This is a genomic window from Thermosinus carboxydivorans Nor1 (genome assembly GCF_000169155.1).
GTDB lineage: Bacteria > Bacillota > Negativicutes > Sporomusales > Thermosinaceae > Thermosinus > Thermosinus carboxydivorans.
The window spans coordinates 76656-92305 of sequence record NZ_AAWL01000003.1; the positions used below are offsets into that span (position 1 = coordinate 76656).

General features: G+C 58.8%; 15 protein-coding genes. 14 read left to right on the forward strand and 1 reads right to left on the reverse strand.

All coding sequences use genetic code 11. The annotated features are described in order from the left end of the window. Positions 1–155 precede the first annotated feature (155 nt). The 5 genes from TCARDRAFT_RS03300 to TCARDRAFT_RS03320 are packed head-to-tail and all read left to right on the forward strand — an operon-like array spanning position 156 to position 4810. Complete coding sequence (locus tag TCARDRAFT_RS03300; protein WP_007288586.1) at positions 156–902, forward strand: ATP-binding protein; 747 nt, start codon at positions 156–158, stop codon at positions 900–902. Continuing rightward, complete coding sequence (locus TCARDRAFT_RS03305; RefSeq protein ID WP_007288587.1) at positions 899–1540, forward strand: hypothetical protein; 642 nt, start codon at positions 899–901, stop codon at positions 1538–1540. Before TCARDRAFT_RS03300 ends, TCARDRAFT_RS03305 begins: the two co-directional genes overlap by 4 nt. A 33-nt stretch (positions 1541–1573) precedes the next feature. Continuing rightward, entirely contained in the window at positions 1574–2128 is a 555-nt protein-coding gene (locus TCARDRAFT_RS03310; protein ID WP_007288588.1) for a 4Fe-4S dicluster domain-containing protein, read from the forward strand. A 3-nt stretch (positions 2129–2131) separates the two neighbouring features. Beyond that, complete coding sequence (locus TCARDRAFT_RS03315; RefSeq protein WP_007288589.1) at positions 2132–3580, forward strand: anaerobic carbon-monoxide dehydrogenase catalytic subunit; 1449 nt, start codon at positions 2132–2134, stop codon at positions 3578–3580. An 18-nt stretch (positions 3581–3598) separates the two neighbouring features. Continuing rightward, positions 3599–4810: an NAD(P)/FAD-dependent oxidoreductase gene (locus tag TCARDRAFT_RS03320; protein ID WP_007288590.1), complete on the forward strand. Its 1212-nt coding sequence runs from the start codon at positions 3599–3601 to the stop codon at positions 4808–4810. 71 nt (positions 4811–4881) lie between these two features. Here the strand turns inward: TCARDRAFT_RS03320 and TCARDRAFT_RS03325 are convergent, their stop codons facing one another. Further along, a complete protein-coding gene (locus tag TCARDRAFT_RS03325; protein ID WP_007288591.1) occupies positions 4882–5790 on the reverse strand; it encodes a LysR family transcriptional regulator in 909 nt (302 codons plus the stop codon). Between the two features lie 136 nt (positions 5791–5926). Here TCARDRAFT_RS03325 and yedE point away from each other — a divergent pair, with 136 nt between their 5' ends. From yedE to gltA, 9 genes are all read left to right on the forward strand, one after another. Beyond that, positions 5927–7000: a YedE family putative selenium transporter gene (gene yedE, locus TCARDRAFT_RS03330; protein WP_007288592.1), complete on the forward strand. Its 1074-nt coding sequence runs from the start codon at positions 5927–5929 to the stop codon at positions 6998–7000. 3 nt (positions 7001–7003) lie between these two features. Then, positions 7004–7213 (forward strand): sulfurtransferase TusA family protein, encoded by a 210-nt coding sequence (locus tag TCARDRAFT_RS03335; RefSeq protein WP_007288593.1) that lies wholly within the window; start codon positions 7004–7006, stop codon positions 7211–7213. A 4-nt stretch (positions 7214–7217) separates the two neighbouring features. Next, complete coding sequence (locus TCARDRAFT_RS03340) at positions 7218–7451, forward strand: DUF3343 domain-containing protein (RefSeq protein ID WP_007288594.1); 234 nt, start codon at positions 7218–7220, stop codon at positions 7449–7451. A 74-nt stretch (positions 7452–7525) separates the two neighbouring features. After that, positions 7526–8302 carry an HpcH/HpaI aldolase family protein gene (locus tag TCARDRAFT_RS03345; RefSeq protein ID WP_007288595.1) on the forward strand — a complete coding sequence of 259 codons (777 nt, stop codon included), beginning with the start codon at positions 7526–7528 and terminating at the stop codon, positions 8300–8302. A gap of 338 nt (positions 8303–8640) precedes the next feature. Then, positions 8641–10125 (forward strand): ATP-binding protein, encoded by a 1485-nt coding sequence (locus TCARDRAFT_RS03350; RefSeq protein ID WP_040683000.1) that lies wholly within the window; start codon positions 8641–8643, stop codon positions 10123–10125. Further along, on the forward strand, positions 10115–11503 hold the full coding sequence (locus TCARDRAFT_RS03355; protein ID WP_040683001.1) for a sigma-54-dependent transcriptional regulator: 1389 nt from the start codon (positions 10115–10117) through the stop codon (positions 11501–11503). The genes TCARDRAFT_RS03350 and TCARDRAFT_RS03355 overlap by 11 nt, the downstream gene beginning before the upstream one ends. Positions 11504–11819: 316 nt before the next feature. Beyond that, on the forward strand, positions 11820–13196 hold the full coding sequence (locus tag TCARDRAFT_RS03360) for a short-chain fatty acid transporter (protein ID WP_040683002.1): 1377 nt from the start codon (positions 11820–11822) through the stop codon (positions 13194–13196). A gap of 75 nt (positions 13197–13271) precedes the next feature. Continuing rightward, positions 13272–14120, forward strand: coding sequence for a sulfide/dihydroorotate dehydrogenase-like FAD/NAD-binding protein (locus TCARDRAFT_RS03365; protein WP_007288599.1), 849 nt, complete (start codon positions 13272–13274; stop codon positions 14118–14120). Further along, positions 14108–15484 (forward strand): NADPH-dependent glutamate synthase, encoded by a 1377-nt coding sequence (gene gltA / locus TCARDRAFT_RS03370; protein ID WP_007288600.1) that lies wholly within the window; start codon positions 14108–14110, stop codon positions 15482–15484. The genes TCARDRAFT_RS03365 and gltA overlap by 13 nt, the downstream gene beginning before the upstream one ends. Positions 15485–15650: the final 166 nt, after the last annotated feature.

Consider the following 15650-nt stretch of genomic DNA (forward strand, 5'->3'; position numbering starts at 1 on the left):
GCCCGGGAAAGTGAATAAATTAACAATGATTGTAAATACAGGCACGGCGGCCTGTATTTTTCTTTTTCGCAAAATTGCTAATATTGGCATGAAATTTGCTTTCTGTAGTGGAGCGGTAAATTTTCCATAACAAGCGAAGAAAGGAGACGCAAGCGGTGAAAGTCGACGAGACAAAGTGTTTGGGTTGCGGACGTTGTCGGGCGTACTGCACGATGGGGGCGATCCGCTTTACCCGCGACGACCGCGGCCGGGTGGTGGCCGAGGTTGACCAGCACGAATGCGTAGACTGTGGCGTGTGTTTCCGCGCCCAAGTCTGCCCGGGCGATGCGCTCTACGAACCAGTGCCGCAGTGGCCCCGGTCGGTGCGCGGCACGTTCAGCAATCCCCTGGTAGAGCACAAGGAGACGCGTATTCCCGGACGGGGCACCGAAGAAATGAAAACCAACGATGTTACCGGCCGCTTTAAGTGGGGCGAGGCCGGCATGGCCGTGGAAATGGGCCGGCCGGGCATGGGGGCGCGGTTTACTGACATTGAAAAAGTGGCCATGGCCATTGCTGCCCTGGGCGATATCACGTTTGAACCGAAAAACCCCCTTACCAGCCTGATGGTCGATAAGAAGACCGGCAAAATGCATCCGGAAGTAATGGACGAAAAGGTGCTGTCGGCCATTATCGAAATGACGGTGCCGCTGGCGCGCGTACCGGAGGTCATTGACGCGGTCCGGAGAGTTGCCAAAAAGATCAATACCGTGTGCAGTTTCGACCTGACCTGCAAGGTCCACCCCGGCGACACGCTGCCGGCCTTTGAGTTGGCGCAAGCGGCCGGGGTGCAGCCCACGCCCAACGGCAAGACCAACGTGGGGCTGGGCAGACCCCTGTTTGTGGAGGAGGTGCGGCAATGAGCCATACATTGCACCGGCGCGGCACAACCGACAGTCTGAAAAACGATTATGTCATCTTTGCCATGTCGGCCAAAGGAATCAACGAAGCGGGGTCTCATGTCAAACTGCAGCGTTTTCTTGAGATTATCCGCCAGTTTAATCCGGTGAACCTTGGCGACATGAAAACCGGCAATTCTTTTATTACTTCTCCGGAAACTATCATCGGCAATACCAAGGACACTTCCATTGTCCACGGCGTGTTTGACAACCGGGAGGCGCTGATTAAAGCCCTCAAGGCGGTCAAGGAAGCCGACCTGGGTGTGTCGGTCATTATTTCCGGACTGCTCGACGACGTGCACGAATGCTGCCGCCAGGCGGGCGTCGACCGCCATACCTGCGAGACGTCGCTTGGTATCTGGGGTAAGACCGAACGGCTGCCCGACGAGGATATCCTGCGCTTTACGACGATGTGCGGCCACGGGATGGTCGCGTTCAGTCTGGTAAAGAAAATGATCGAGGATATCAAGGCCGGCCGGCGCACTGTCCGGGAAGCGGCCGAAGAACTGGCCAAACCGTGCCAGTGCGGCGTGTTTAACCCGAGCCGGGCCGCCGCCATGCTTGAAGAAATTTTATGCCTGTGGGGGGTTAGGATTGCCTAACCGGCCGACAGGCGGTAAAGGACGGTGGATGGTATGAAACGGATATGGGTTGACCGTGATAAATGCCTGGGTTGCAAAACCTGTGAACTGCAATGCGCCGTGGAACGGAATTCAGTCGCCAAAACACTGGTCGGGGCCGTCCGGGAAAATCCCAAACCGGTAGCGCGGGTAGAGGTATCCGGGCCGACCGGGGCCAGTTTCCCGCTCCAGTGCCGGCACTGTCAGGACGCGGCCTGTCTGAAAGCCTGTCCGTCCGGCGCGATGCGGCGCAGTGACGAGTGGCAAACGGTTTATGTTGATCAGTCCCAATGCCGGGGCTGCTGGATGTGCGTCATGGTCTGCCCGTTCGGGGCGGTGACGCCGCTACCTGCATACAAGGTAGCTCACAAGTGCGACGCCTGCGTGGATATGGAGGAGCCGGCCTGTGTGGCTTCTTGCCCTACCGGCGCGCTTTATTACGGGGATGAGGCGGCGTATGAGAAAGCGCTGGCGGCCAGGCGCGGCCGCATTGCCGTCTTTGTTAAACAAGCGCCGGGCGTGGGTCGGACGAATGTTGTCAGCCTAGATTTCGTGCGGGAGGATGAGTAGACGATGAAACAAGTGCGCAAGAAATCAGCCGATGCGGCGGTTAACCAAATGATTATAAAAGCGTACCGCAGTCAGACCGAACTTACCTGGGACCGGGCCGAAGCCATGCAGCCCCAATGCGGGTTCGGCCGGCTGAGTATTTGCTGCAGCGACTGCTATGACGGCCCGTGCCGCGTTAATCCCTTTGCCACGGTCGAGCAGCGCACCATCTGCGGCCGGGGCCAAAAGGAACTGGCGGCAGGCTATTTTCTGCGGAAAGTGACGGACGGCGCGGCCGGCCTTGTGCAACTGGCCGCCGAATTTGGCGCTCCTGTTAGCCAGGATATGTGGGAAGCGGTAGTGTGTTCTGGCGATGACATGCTGGCGCCCACTGCCGGTACGGAGCGGCTGGCGGCGGCCGGGCGGGCCGCCGTCCAAGCGCTCGCGGCAATCGCCGAAGTGAAGGAGCGCATGTGCGATCAGGCAGCACCGGGGGTCACCCAGGCCGGTCTGGGAACGCTCAAAGCCGAGATGCCCAACATTGTCCTGCACGGTCATATTGCGCCCCAAGTGGTTGAGTTACTCGTTCAGGCGGCAGAACGCTCTGGGACGGTCAATATAGTTGCCATGTGCGGCAATGAGCTGGGCGCTCCTCATCATTTGCCGGCCCTTACCAATTACCAGTCCCAGGAAACGCCGCTGTTAACTGGCGCCGTTGACCTGTTGATCATTGGCTCTCAGTGCGTAATGCCGGCGACGTTGTCCTTGGCCGAGCAGCTTAACGTGCCGGTGGTGAAGGCTGCGGCTCTCCGGGATGCCCAGGCTGCTGCGCAGGCTATCGCCATGGCGCAAGAAGCTTTCCGTCGCCGCAATGGTCGTAGTGTTGATATTCCCGCAGCGTCAGCCGCCGTCCAGGCGGGCTTTACGGCTAACAGCGCGGCGGTAGCGGCCGGCCTGGTGAAAGGTTATGGCCAGGGGATTGTCCGTGGGGCTATCTACCTCGGCGGCTGCGGTCAGTTAGCCGCTACCCAGGATGCGGCGATTGTCCAGTTGGCGCAAGAACTGCTCGCCGACGACTACTTGGTTGTTACCGGCGGCTGCGCCGGGGTGGCTTTGGCCAAAGCCGGACTGTGCCGTCCGGACGCCGCTGAAGGCGAGGCCCTGCGGTCGGTACTGCCGCACGGTGTCCCGGCGGTTCTTTCGATTGGTTCCTGTCATGACGCCGGCGAGTTTCTGCGTTTGGCTGGGGCGTTGCAAGCGAGCGGTATTCCGGTGACTGCCGTTATGCCGGAGGTTACCCATGGCAAAGTTTTGGCTACGGCCGTCGGTTTTGCCGGACAAGGCATTGTTACTTTCCTGGGCCTGGGCGAAGCGGCGGAGGTCAGCGGCCTTTACGGTGAGGAGCGGCTGCTGCCCTTGACCGATTTACGGCAACTGCCGCAGGCGTTGGCCGAAGTTGCCGCCGCCCAATAACGACCGGAGGCGATAGGGATGTATGTCATAATTGGTCAGGGGGCGGCCGGAACGGCTGCCGCCAATACCTTGCGGCGGCTGGACGGGAAAAAGGCGATAACGGTAATAACCAGGGAAACCGATTATTTTTACAGCCGCGTCGACCTGCCCGACATTATCGCCGGGTATTACCCGCCGTCGGCCGCGGTGCTGCAGACCCATGAACGGTTTGCCGAACTGGGGATAACCTGCCGGATGGGGGAGACGGTCACGGCGATAATGCCGGACAAGAAAATCGTTCGGCTGGCCGGCGGCGAATGTCTGGAATATGAGAAACTGCTGGTGGCGACGGGATCGGCGCCGGTCCTGCCGCCTATCGCTGGCCTGGAGGCGAAAGGAGTTTATACCCTCTGGACGATGGCCCAGGCGGAGGCCATTATCCGGGCTGCCGCCAGGGCGCGCGCTGCCGTGGTCATTGGCGCCGGCCTGATCGGCGTCAAGACGGCCCTGGCCCTTGCGGCGCGGGGGCTGACCGTTACCCTTGTCGAAAAGCTGCCGCGCGTTTTGCCCCGCCAGGTGGACGCGGCGGCGGCCGAAATTGTGGCGCGCCGCATAGCGGAAAAGGGCGTTGCAGTCATGACCGGGACGGTGGTGGAAGGCATCGTGACTGAGGACGGCGCCATTACCGGGGTGAAAGTGGCCGGTCAAACGCTGGCCTGCGAGCTGGCGGTGGTGGCGGTTGGCGTCCGGCCTGACGCCGGGCTGGCCGCGCAGGCCGGACTCAAAGTGCGCCGCGGCATTGTCGTTGACCGTTTTCTCCAGACGTCGCTGCCTGACATTTATGCTGCCGGCGATGTTGCCGAAGTGCCGGACCTGACCGGGGGGTATAGCATCCCGGCTCTCTGGCCGGTAGCAGTGGAGCAGGGGCAAGTTGCCGCCCGCAACATGGCCGGCCGCAAAACGGCCTATACGCCGGTTCCGGCGATGAACGCGGTGGAAGTAGCGGGCCTGCCGCTTATTGCGGTCGGCGACGTCGAAGGCGGTCCTGGCGACGACATTCTCGTTGCCGCCCGGGGAGATAATTACAAAAAGCTCGTCATCCGCGACAAAATCGTCCGCGGGGTGCTGTGCCTTGGCGACATCCGCCAGGCCGGGGTGCTGGGCGGGCTGGTTTTCCGCCAGGCGGAGGTCAGGTCGGCAAAACGGCTGCTGGCGCCGGATTTTGGGTTTGTCGATTTGCTTGCAATGTAAATATATGTAAATAAACGGGGAAGGAATGATAGTTATGGCTGTTATTACTAAGGAGTCACATAGGGGGCAGGTCACTCAGGCATGCTCCCGACTTGCATGCCGGCGCTGTTGACAAGGGTTTGCCAGTAGAGGCTGACGGCGGCGGGCATGAGGGCTGGATTGCATAGTCCGTAGAAGGTGCGGGTGATGCGCAGCCCTGGCACGGGGAGAATGGCCAGCCGGCCGGTTGCTACTTCGGCCTGGACGGCCCAGCGCGAGAGAAAGCCAGCGCCGGCCTTATGCAGGACGGCCTGTTTGAGGGCGGCGTTGCCGGTAACTTCCAGCGAGACTTTAAGCCGTTCCACGTCGATGCCGCTAGCGGTCAGCGCCGCCAGCAACGTGTGGCGTGAGCCCGAGGGCGCCTTGCGTAAGATAAGGGGCAGGTTTGCCAGTGCCGCGAGGTCGGGGAGGTGGATTTCCGCGAGCAGAGCGGGGTGGACCACCAGCACCAGTTCGTCCTGCCACAGGGGCTGGGCGGTGGGGTCGTCCGGCTTGGCGCCGACAACGGCGATGGGAAAATGGCCGCTAAAATAGGCGGTCAAGATGGTCTGACTGTCACCGGTCGTAATCGAGACTTTGACACCAGGATGGTGGCGCAAAAAGGCGGCCGTCAGGCCGGGCAGGATGTATTCGCCAGGGATGGTGCTTGCCCCGACCGGGATATGGCCGCTCGTGCCGGCCACCAGGGCCTTGATCTGGTTTTGCGCTTCTTCGAGGATAGCATTAACGCGGCGCGAATTTTCATAAAGCGTCTGGCCGTAGACGGTCAGTTCCACGCCTTTGGCTGTCCGCATAAACAGCGGGCAGCCAAAATTTTTTTCCAGGTTGTCAATATGAAACGAAACGGTTGGCTGGGTCAGGCCGAGCCGTTTGGCGGCGGCGGTGAAACTGCCTTCTTCCGCCACGGCGCAGAAGACCGACAATGCCTGCAGATACGACATGCAAAACACCTCATAATTAAGGTTCCACATTGCTGAAAAAACTTCCTACCGGCATAACCGGCAGGAATATTTATCCAGGTATTGAATAAATCTTTATTTATAATAAATTTTGCATATGGAGAAGGGGGAGTGATGTATGAACATTGCACTCATGCTTGCGACCGGGGTGGTCTTCGGCCTTGGCGCCGTTTTGCTCGTTAAGCTGGGCAATCCCGGCAACTATGGGTTTTGCGCCGCCTGCCACCTGCGGGACATTGCCGGGGCGCTCGGTATTCACCAAGCCGCAACGCTGCAGTATGCCCGGCCGGAGGTTCTGGGTTGGGTGTTGGGCGCCTTCGGCATGGCCAAAGCATCCGGCCAGTTCCGGCCGCGGGGTGGGTCGCGGCCGATGGTACGGTTTATCCTGGGGATGACAATGATGATAGGCGCCTTAGTGTTTCTTGGCTGTCCGCTGCGGGCCATCTTGCGGCTGGCGGCCGGCGACCTTAACGGTATTACCGGGTTGGCCGGCTTCGCCGCTGGCATTGGCGCCGGTATTTATTTCCTCAAACAGGGCTTTAACCTGGGCCGGGCCCGTCTGCACAGCGCCGCCGGCAGTTTGGCCGGTTATCTGGCGGCAGCCGTGGCGTTAGGTTTAGTTTTGGCTGTCCTGGTTAAGTCGCCGCTGCTTAATTTTAGCGCCAAAGGCCCTGGTTCATTGCACGCGCCGGTTTGGGCCAGCCTGGCGGCGGGACTGGCAGCCGGAGCGCTCGCCTGGCGCACGCGGATGTGTCTGAGCGGCGGTATCCGCGATTTTTTACTAGTAGGCGACACCTACCTCTTGAAAATTTACGGCGTTATGTTTCTCGCCGCTTTAGCCGGCAATATGTATTTCGGCTTTTTTAAGCTGGGCTTTATTAACCAGCCGTTAGCCCATACCATGCATATCTGGAATTTCCTCGGCCTGTTTGTTACCGGCCTGGCGGCGACGCTGGCCGGCGGCTGTCCGCTGCGCCAGCTCATTATGGCCGGCGAAGGCAATACTGATGCCATGATCTGCGTACTTGGCATGCTGGTCGGGGCGGGTATTGCCCATACGCTGAACACGGCCGCTTCACCGGCCGGTGTGGCCTTTAACGGGCAGGTCGCTGTTAGCATTGCCTTAGCCGTCACGGCCGTCATTGGCTGGATGTATCGTGAAAAACAGGCAGTTGCCGTGGAAGGAGTGTAGAGAATGGACAAAGTATTGGACCTGCGGGGTTTGAGCTGTCCCATTCCCCTCATCAAAACCCGTGATGCTTTGCGAGACAGCAAGGTGGTCACTGTTCTGGTCGACGATATGCCGCCGAAAGAAAACATCCTGCGCTTTGCCAAGTCGCAGGGCTATAAAGTTGACTGCCAGGAGCGCGCGGGCGAATATACCATCCGTATTTGCCGGGAGTAAGACCATGGAGCAGACGGTTATCACTTTCCCCTCTGTCGCCCATGCTTTTCGGGCGGAGAAACTACTTGGCCAGCGGGGCTTGAGCGTTCGCCTTATTCCCGTGCCGCGGGCCCTGTCCGGCTCTTGCGAGGGGCTGGCTGCGGTCGTAGCCGATGAACAGGTGGCGGCGGCGGTAGAGCTATTGGCCGCCGCCGGGGTGGCCATGTTGTATAAAGGCGTCAAAGTAAAGATAGATTAGTTATGTCCTGTGGCAGGATTTTACACCCTGGGCCGCCAATACTAGAGGGAAAAAACCAATAAAGGGTGGTATAAATGAGCCGACCGAATTTTCCTGTCAACAGGCTGAAAACCAAACTGGCGGCTGGTCAGCCAGCGGCCGGGTCTTTCCTGTTTACCGGCGAGCCCGCCCTGGTGGAAATTATGGGCTACGCCGGCCTGGACTTTGTCATTATTGATACCGAACATACGCCTAATGACAGTCTACAGGTGCAGCACTTGGTACGGGCCGCCGAGCTGGCCGGCATCACGCCCGTTGTCCGCGTCCTGGCCAATTACCCTGCCTATATTTTGCGCGCCCTGGACGTCGGGGCCCAGGCACTCTTGATCCCTCAGGTCAATAGCGCCGCCGAGGCGGAGTCGGCAGTGCGGGCGGCTAAATATGGGCCGCAGGGCGAGCGCGGCATGGCCGGGATTGTGCGGGCGGCACGCTACGGCTTTGTGCCGCTAGGTGAATATATCCAGGCGGCCAATGACAACACCATGGTAATTGTTCAAGTGGAAAGTATGGCGGCCGTGCGGAATTTAGACGCTATTCTTGCCGTGGACGGGGTCGATGCCGTGTTTATCGGTCCGGCCGATCTTTCCCAGTCCATGGGTCTTGCCGGCCAATTCGAAAATAGCGAGTTTCGCCGAACGATTCACGGCATTATCGACCGGGCCAAGGCTGCCGACGTGCGGGTGGGTATTTTCTGCGCCAAAGCCGCCGATGCCCGGTATTGGCGCGAAGCCGGCGCAGATATGCTGGCGGTGGGCGCCGATACCATGCTGTTTGCGGCCGCGGTGCGCGATTTGGTGAAGGATTTGGGTTAAAGGGAAAATGTGAAAGAAAAAGCTGCCCAGGGGAGGGCGGCTTTTTCTTTGTTGCCGAAGCGGTATCATAAAACATGAAAACATTGAAGTTTAACCACGGAGAGCGCAGAGAGCGCGATTTCATCGCGCTAAAGTAAAAATACCCTCCGCGTCCTTCGCGGTTCTAAAATATTAAATTCAAGTGCGACAATTGTCGCGCGTAGCCCTTTGCGTCCTTAGCGACCTTCGCGGTTTTATCAAAAAGACACGCTGGCGCTTTTGTTCAATCTCTTGACCTGATGTCAGTTTGTGATAAGGTAATAAGTGAAGGGTTGTACGAGCGGAAAGGAGGCTTGACGGTGCGCCCGACCAGTCTGCGCAGTAAACTCCTCCTGTTAATGGTTATCGTCGTCGCCCTGCCGATCATCGGCGCCGGCTATTTCATGATGGTTAGCGCCGAAGATGCGCTCGTTGCGGAAAAACAGCAAAAACTGTTTGGCGCTGCCCGCCTACTTGATTTGCACTTAACCGGTGACTATGAAGATATTTTGCGCCGCTATGGGGCGCAAAACGCCAGCCGCGAGGACAAAATCGCTATTTTGAACCGGGAGCTGGCCAAGTTTACCGATGAGGTAGCCCGGGCCTATCCGGGCATTGGCGTAGGCTACTATTCCCGCGATTTGGACGCCATCATTACTTATGGCCCCAGTGCGGTCTATGCCGATAAAGTGGGCCTGGCCATCGGCGCCAGCCATGAAGGCCGGCTGGTCATGGCGACCGGCGTACCGCGCGTCCATGAAGGCGAACAAGTGCGGGGCGCGATTATGAATGCCATGCATCCCATCATCCGCGGCGGACGGGTGATCGGCTACATTTGGGCCAATGAACTGACGGCCGACATCGCCGCCCAAATCGGCGCTATGAAGCGGCATATCTACCTTACGGTATTGTTTGGCCTGCTGCTGGGAATTAGCGGTGTGGCCTATGTGGTAAAACGGCTGGGCAGCGACATCGAAGCCTTCAAGATCGGTGTGCTCCGGCTCAAGCACGACCTAAGTGAACCTGTCCCCGTTGCCGGCGGCGAGGTGGGGGAAATTGCCGCCGCCATCAACGAGATGGCGAGGGAACTGGCCGAACGCAAAAAATTGGAAGCGCAGGTCCAGCGGGCTGAGCGGCTAGCGGCCATCGGCGAGGTGGCGGCCGGCCTGGCCCATGAAATCCGCAATCCGCTCATGGCCGTAAAAGGCTTTGCCCAGCTTCTTAAAGAAGATATAACTCCGGCGGAACAGGCCGAATACAGCGATATTATTGTCCGCGAGACCGAACGCCTTGACCGGCTCATTGAACAGCTGCTGTGCTTTGCTCGCCCGGCGGCGACCCAGGTGGCACCTACTGACGTGAAAGAAGTGGTGGAAAGCACCTTGTTGCTGGTAGAGACCAAGCGGCTGCGCAGCCACATCGAAATTATCCGCGACCTGGACCGGCCGCTGCCGCTGGTGCTGGTCGACAGCGAGCAGCTTAAGCAGGTGCTGCTGAATATCATTCTTAATGCCATTCAGGCCATTGAGCAAAAAGGCGTCATCCGGGTCAGCGCCAACCAGGCGGCCGATGGGCTGCACCTGACCGTGGCCGATACCGGGTGCGGCATTGCCCCGGAAAATATGAGCAAACTGTTTGACCCCTTCTTTACCACCAAAGAAAACGGTACCGGCCTTGGCTTGGCGGTGGCCCACCGCCTGGTTGAAAACTGGAACGGCCGGATTTTGGTAGAGTCGACGCCAGGGCAGGGCAGTGCTTTTACCCTGGTACTACCAGCGATTGGGGGCGAAAGCTGTGGCGATTAACAATCGGGTTCTGATTGTGGACGATGAACTGAGCGTACGCCGGCTGCTGTTTGAGGTCGCCCGCCGCGCCGGGTATGAAGCCTTTCTCGCCGAAAACGGCCAGGAAGCAATCGAGCAAACGAAAGAGATAAAGCCTGCCGTTATCATTATGGATATAAAAATGCCGGTGATGGACGGTCTGGAGGCCTTTGAGCGCATCCGTGCTGACTACCCAGATGTGGCCGTCATCCTCATGACCGCCCATGGCACGGTGGACACGGCGGTGGAGGCCATGAAACGGGGTGCCTTTGATTACCTGGTCAAGCCGTCCAATGTTACTGAGGTGCGCATCGTCCTGGAACGGGCGTTTCAGATGCGGCGGCTGCGCGAGGAGGTTGCGGCTCTGCGCCACGAGGTGCAGAATAAATACCAGCTCGGCAATATTATCGGCAAGAGCGCCGTCATGCAGCAGGTCTACAAAGCGGTGGGCCGCGTCGCGCCCACTAATGCCACCGTGCTCATTACGGGCGAGAGCGGCAGCGGCAAGGAACTGATTGCCAAGACCATCCATAACAACAGCCCGCGCCGCGATGGACCGTTTATTAAGGTAAATTGCGGCGCTTTACCCGAAGGGCTGATGGAAAGCGAATTGTTCGGTTACGAAAAAGGAGCGTTTACCGGGGCGGTAGGCCGCAAACCCGGCCGCTTTGAACTGGCCCATCAGGGCACGCTTTTTCTTGACGAGGTGGGGGAACTCACCCCGCCGCTCCAGGTCAAGCTGCTCAGGGTGCTGCAGGAGCGCGAGTTCGAACGGGTCGGCGGCACCGAGACCATCAAAGTTGATGTGCGCATTATTGCTGCCACCAACCGCAACCTGGAGGACATGGTTCATAAAGGGTTGTTCCGGGAAGATCTGTATTATCGCCTGAAAGTGGTGCCTATCCATGTGCCGCCGCTGCGCGAGCGGGTAGAAGACATTCCCTTGTTTGTTGACTACTTTGTCCGCCGCTTTGCCGCCGAAGCCCACCGCGAGGTGCCCTATGTCACCCCGGAGGCCATGGAGCTGTTTAAGCGTTATCATTGGCCGGGCAACGTACGCGAACTGGCCAACGTGCTGGAGCGGGCGGTAATCATGTCCAGCGGGGTAATCGGCGTGCAGGACCTGCCAGGGCTGAGTACCACGGCCGCGAGTCCGGCTATTGTCATTCCCGAGACCGGCACGCTGCGGGAAATTCTCCACCAAGTGGAAAAGCAGGTCATCGCCCGGGCGCTCAAAGCCCATCATGGCAACCGCGTGAAAACGGCGCAGGCCCTCGACATCAGCCGTCGGGCCCTGTTGTACAAGATCGAGGAATACGGCTTAGGCCGCGAGGGCGAGGAAGAAGGCGTAGTTGAGTAAAAAATGGCCGGATGGGAAAAATGGTGCACAGCTCTGCCGGCGGTTTTCCCGCAAGGTGTAAAGTATTTATACAATTTTTCCGTAATTAAGAGTTCAACCGGTCCCCTATACTGCTCGGCACAGGGCAGCATAGGGGCTTTTTTCATATTCTTAAAAATATACTTTTCAGGCCCACAGCGGGCGATAAGACAGGCTTTATCGGCGTTGCCGGATATCACGCCAAACAATCGGCGGACAATTTTTGTGAAAGTTGGCACGTTGCTTGCATTAATAATAGTCAGGGGTGGCCAAGGTAAAACACCATAGAAAGGAGAGGATGGTTGTGGAACAACCGAAAAAGCAAAAAGGGATTATTGAAGCAATTACCAGTTTTGCCGAACGGTATGTCCCGGACTCTTATGTTATCCTGCTTATCCTCAGTTTGCTGACCTTCGTCCTGGCCCTTATCTTTACCCCGTCCAATCCCTATCAGGTCGTGCAGGCCTGGGGCAAGGGCTTCTGGATCTTGCTCGAGTTTTCCATGCAGATGGCGCTAATCATCGTCACCGGCTATGCCCTGGCGACAACGCCGCAGTGCAACCGGCTGCTTACCGCGCTGTGCAGCCAGCCCCGCACGGCTGAACAGGTCTACTTGTACGGCGTCATTCTTTCCGCTGTTTCGTATTATCTCAACTGGGGCTTCGGCCTGATTTTTGCCGCCCTCTTAACGCGGGAGCTGGCGCGGCAGGCCGAACTGCGCGGCATCAAAGTCCACTACAAGCTGCTGGTAGCCGCCACCTATTCGACCTTCATGATCTGGCATGTCGGCCTGTCCGGTTCGGTGCCGCTCCTTGTCGCCACCCCGACCCACTTCATGGTCAAGGAAATGGGCGTTATCCCGGTCGGTGAAACGCTCTTTCGGCCCTACACCCTGTGGGTACTGCTGCTCGTAATGCTGGCGGCTATCTTTCTCTTCTGGAAAGTATTCCCGCCCAAGGATGAAAGCATGATCGCCACCATGCGTCAACTGCGGCCCGACCTGCTTGAGCAGAGCCTGGTGGTCAAAGACGACAAAGCGGTCATATCCACGCCCAGCGAACGGCTGACGTACACGCCGATTTTGTCCTACTTCATCGGCATCATGTTCATTGTTTATCTGTATTACCACTTCTTTGAGGCCAAGAAATCGCTGGACATCAACTTGGTTAACTTCATCTTCCTCATGCTCATCATCTTTCTCCACCGTACTCCGGCCAACCTGATGAAGGCCGTCAAGGCGGCCACCCCGGCCTGCTGGGGCGTGCTATTACAATTCCCCTTCTACGCCGGCATTTTCGGCATGATGAAATTCACCGGGCTGGTCGAGGTTTTTGCCCAATGGATTATCAGCTTCACCACTCCGACCACCTTCCCGGCCTTTGTCGCCATTTTGTCCAACGTCATCGGCTACTTTATCCCGTCCGGCGGCGGCAAATGGGCGGTTGAAGCGCCGTACATCATCCAGGCCGGGGCGGCGCTTGGCGTGCCGCACGCCAAGACGGTCATTGCCTATTCCTACGGCAACGACTGGGTGAACCTCATCCAGCCCTTCTGGGCCCTGCCGTTTATGTCGGTAGTGGGCCTCGAGTTTCGCGATTTTGTCGGCTACACCTTTATTACCTGGATTGTCGTCGGCATTATCATGCTACTCGGCTTGACCTATATCCCGTTCTAAACCCTGCAAAATACGCTTTACCTTGGCCGCTTCCAAAAACTTGCCAGTTTTATCGGGAGAAATGAGGGGATTATCGTGTATACCATTCTGGATAAGAAGGTGCTGTCACCAGGGGTGAAACAGGTGGTGGTGAGCGCGCCGCTCATCGCCCGTAAAGCGCGGCCCGGCGAGTTTGTCATCCTCCGGGTCGACGAAAACGGTGAGCGCATCCCGCTGACCATTGCCGACTTCGACCGGCAGGCCGGGACGGTAACGCTCATCTTTCAAGAGGTAGGCGCGACCACCCGGCGGCTGGGCCGACTGGAAACCGGCGATGCGCTAAGCGATTTGGCCGGACCGCTGGGGAAGCCCACCCATATTGAAAAAATGGGCACGGTCGTGTGCGTCGGCGGCGGCATCGGCATCGCGCCCATCTACCCAATCGCCCGGGGGATGAAAGAGGCAGGCAACCGGGTCATCAGCATCCTTGGCGCCCGCACGCGGGAACTGCTTATCCTGGAGCAGGAAATGAAGGCCGTCAGCGACCTGGTCTATATTACTACCGACGACGGCTCTTACGGCCGGCGCGGGTTGGTGACGGACGTGCTGCAAGAACTGCTCGACAGCGGCGAACCGATCGCCGAGGTCATAGCCATCGGCCCGGTGGTCATGATGCGGGCGGTGGCCGAAACTACCCGGCCGTACGGCGTCAAAACAATTGTCAGCCTTAATCCTATCATGGTGGACGGCACCGGCATGTGCGGCGGCTGCCGCGTCAGCGTCGGCGGCCAGACAAAGTTTGCCTGCGTCGACGGACCGGAATTCGACGGACACCAAGTCGACTTCGCCGGCCTGATGGCTCGCCAGCGCATGTATGTGGAGCAGGAAAAATACGCCGATAATCAGACCTATCAGAAAGAAGGTGGCTGCCGATGCCGGCATTGAGACAACCTATGCCCGAGCAGCCGGCTGCTGAGCGGGTGCGCAATTTCGGCGAAGTAGCGCTCGGCTACACGGAAGAGCAGGCCTTGCGCGAGTCGTCGCGTTGCCTGCAGTGCAAGGCAGCGCCGTGCCGCACGGGCTGTCCGGTGGAAGTAGATATTCCCGCGTTTATCGCCCTTATCCGCCAAGGACAATATGGGGCGGCGGCCGACAAAATTAAGGAAAAAAACAGCCTGCCCGCCATCTGTGGTCGGGTCTGCCCGCAGGAAACGCAGTGCGAGAGCCATTGCGTTCTGGGGAAAAAAGGCGCGCCGGTCGCCATTGGCCGCCTGGAACGGTTTGCCGCCGACACCCAGCGCCAGGCGGGCGTGAGCACGCCGCCGGCGCTCAGCCGTAACGGACGCCGCGTGGCCATTGTCGGCTCAGGGCCGGCAGGTCTGACCTGCGCCGGCGACCTTGCCCTGGCTGGCTATGCCGTGACGGTTTTCGAAGCCTTGCACCAGCCGGGCGGCGTCCTGGTTTATGGCATCCCCGAATTCCGGCTGCCCAAGGCCATTGTCCAGGCCGAAATCGACTATATCCGCCGCCTGGGGGTACGCATCGAAACCAATGTCGTAATCGGCAAAACGCTGTCGGTCGACGACCTTTTCGCCGAGGGCTACCAGGCCGTGTTTATCGGCTCTGGCGCCGGCGCGCCCCAGTTTATGAACATTCCAGGCGAAAACCTCAACGGCGTTTATTCGGCCAATGAATTTCTCACCCGCGTCAACCTGATGAAGGCCTATCGTTTCCCCGAGCATCCTACCCCGGTCTATATCGGCAAAAAAGCGGCGGTCATCGGCGGCGGCAATGTGGCGATGGATGCCGCGCGAACGGCACTCAGGCTGGGGGCGGAAACGGTATGGCTGGTCTACCGCCGGTCTGAGGCCGAAATGCCGGCCCGCCGCGAAGAGATCGAGCACGCCAAAGAAGAAGGCGTCATCTTTAAGCTCCTTACCAATCCGATTAAAATCAACGGTACGGCGCAAGGGTGGGTGGACGGACTGGAATGCCTGCAGATGGAGCTGGGCGAACCAGATGCATCAGGCCGCCGCAGCCCGGTGCCGGTGGCCGGTTCCAACTTTATGCTGTCGGCCGATACGGTCATCATGGCCATCGGCAACACCCCCAATCCGTTGATCCCGCAAACGACTCCGGGCCTTATCGTTACGCGCAAAGGGACAATCGTCGTTGACGAGCACGGCCAGACGTCCCGGCCCAATGTCTATGCCGGCGGCGATATTGTTACCGGTGCGGCGACGGTCATCAGCGCCATGGGCGCTGGCAAACGGGCCGCCAAGGCCATCCGGGCGGCACTGGGCCAATAGGTGTGCAAAAAGTAGTCAGTTGCGCAGAAAAATGCACTCTTGAAGCAGGGTAGAGTTCAGGAAATGAGAAAAAATTATACAATTCGCACAATTACAACACAAGGTTAGTTTTTATGTAAATATAACAGGCTGATTTGGCCATAGGTTTTCCTTTTGTGAAAGCTGG

Coding starts and splice junctions, on each gene's coding strand:
- TCARDRAFT_RS03305 (WP_007288587.1), top strand. CDS start 899: ATGAGCCATACATTGCACCGGCGCGGCACAACCGACAGTCTGAAAAAC.
- TCARDRAFT_RS03310 (WP_007288588.1), top strand. CDS start 1,574: ATGAAACGGATATGGGTTGACCGTGATAAATGCCTGGGTTGCAAAACC.
- TCARDRAFT_RS03315 (WP_007288589.1), top strand. CDS start 2,132: ATGAAACAAGTGCGCAAGAAATCAGCCGATGCGGCGGTTAACCAAATG.
- TCARDRAFT_RS03320 (WP_007288590.1), top strand. CDS start 3,599: ATGTATGTCATAATTGGTCAGGGGGCGGCCGGAACGGCTGCCGCCAAT.
- TCARDRAFT_RS03325 (WP_007288591.1), bottom strand. CDS start 5,790: ATGTCGTATCTGCAGGCATTGTCGGTCTTCTGCGCCGTGGCGGAAGAA.
- yedE (WP_007288592.1), top strand. CDS start 5,927: ATGAACATTGCACTCATGCTTGCGACCGGGGTGGTCTTCGGCCTTGGC.
- TCARDRAFT_RS03335 (WP_007288593.1), top strand. CDS start 7,004: ATGGACAAAGTATTGGACCTGCGGGGTTTGAGCTGTCCCATTCCCCTC.
- TCARDRAFT_RS03340 (WP_007288594.1), top strand. CDS start 7,218: ATGGAGCAGACGGTTATCACTTTCCCCTCTGTCGCCCATGCTTTTCGG.
- TCARDRAFT_RS03345 (WP_007288595.1), top strand. CDS start 7,526: ATGAGCCGACCGAATTTTCCTGTCAACAGGCTGAAAACCAAACTGGCG.
- TCARDRAFT_RS03360 (WP_040683002.1), top strand. CDS start 11,820: ATGGTTGTGGAACAACCGAAAAAGCAAAAAGGGATTATTGAAGCAATT.
- gltA (WP_007288600.1), top strand. CDS start 14,108: ATGCCGGCATTGAGACAACCTATGCCCGAGCAGCCGGCTGCTGAGCGG.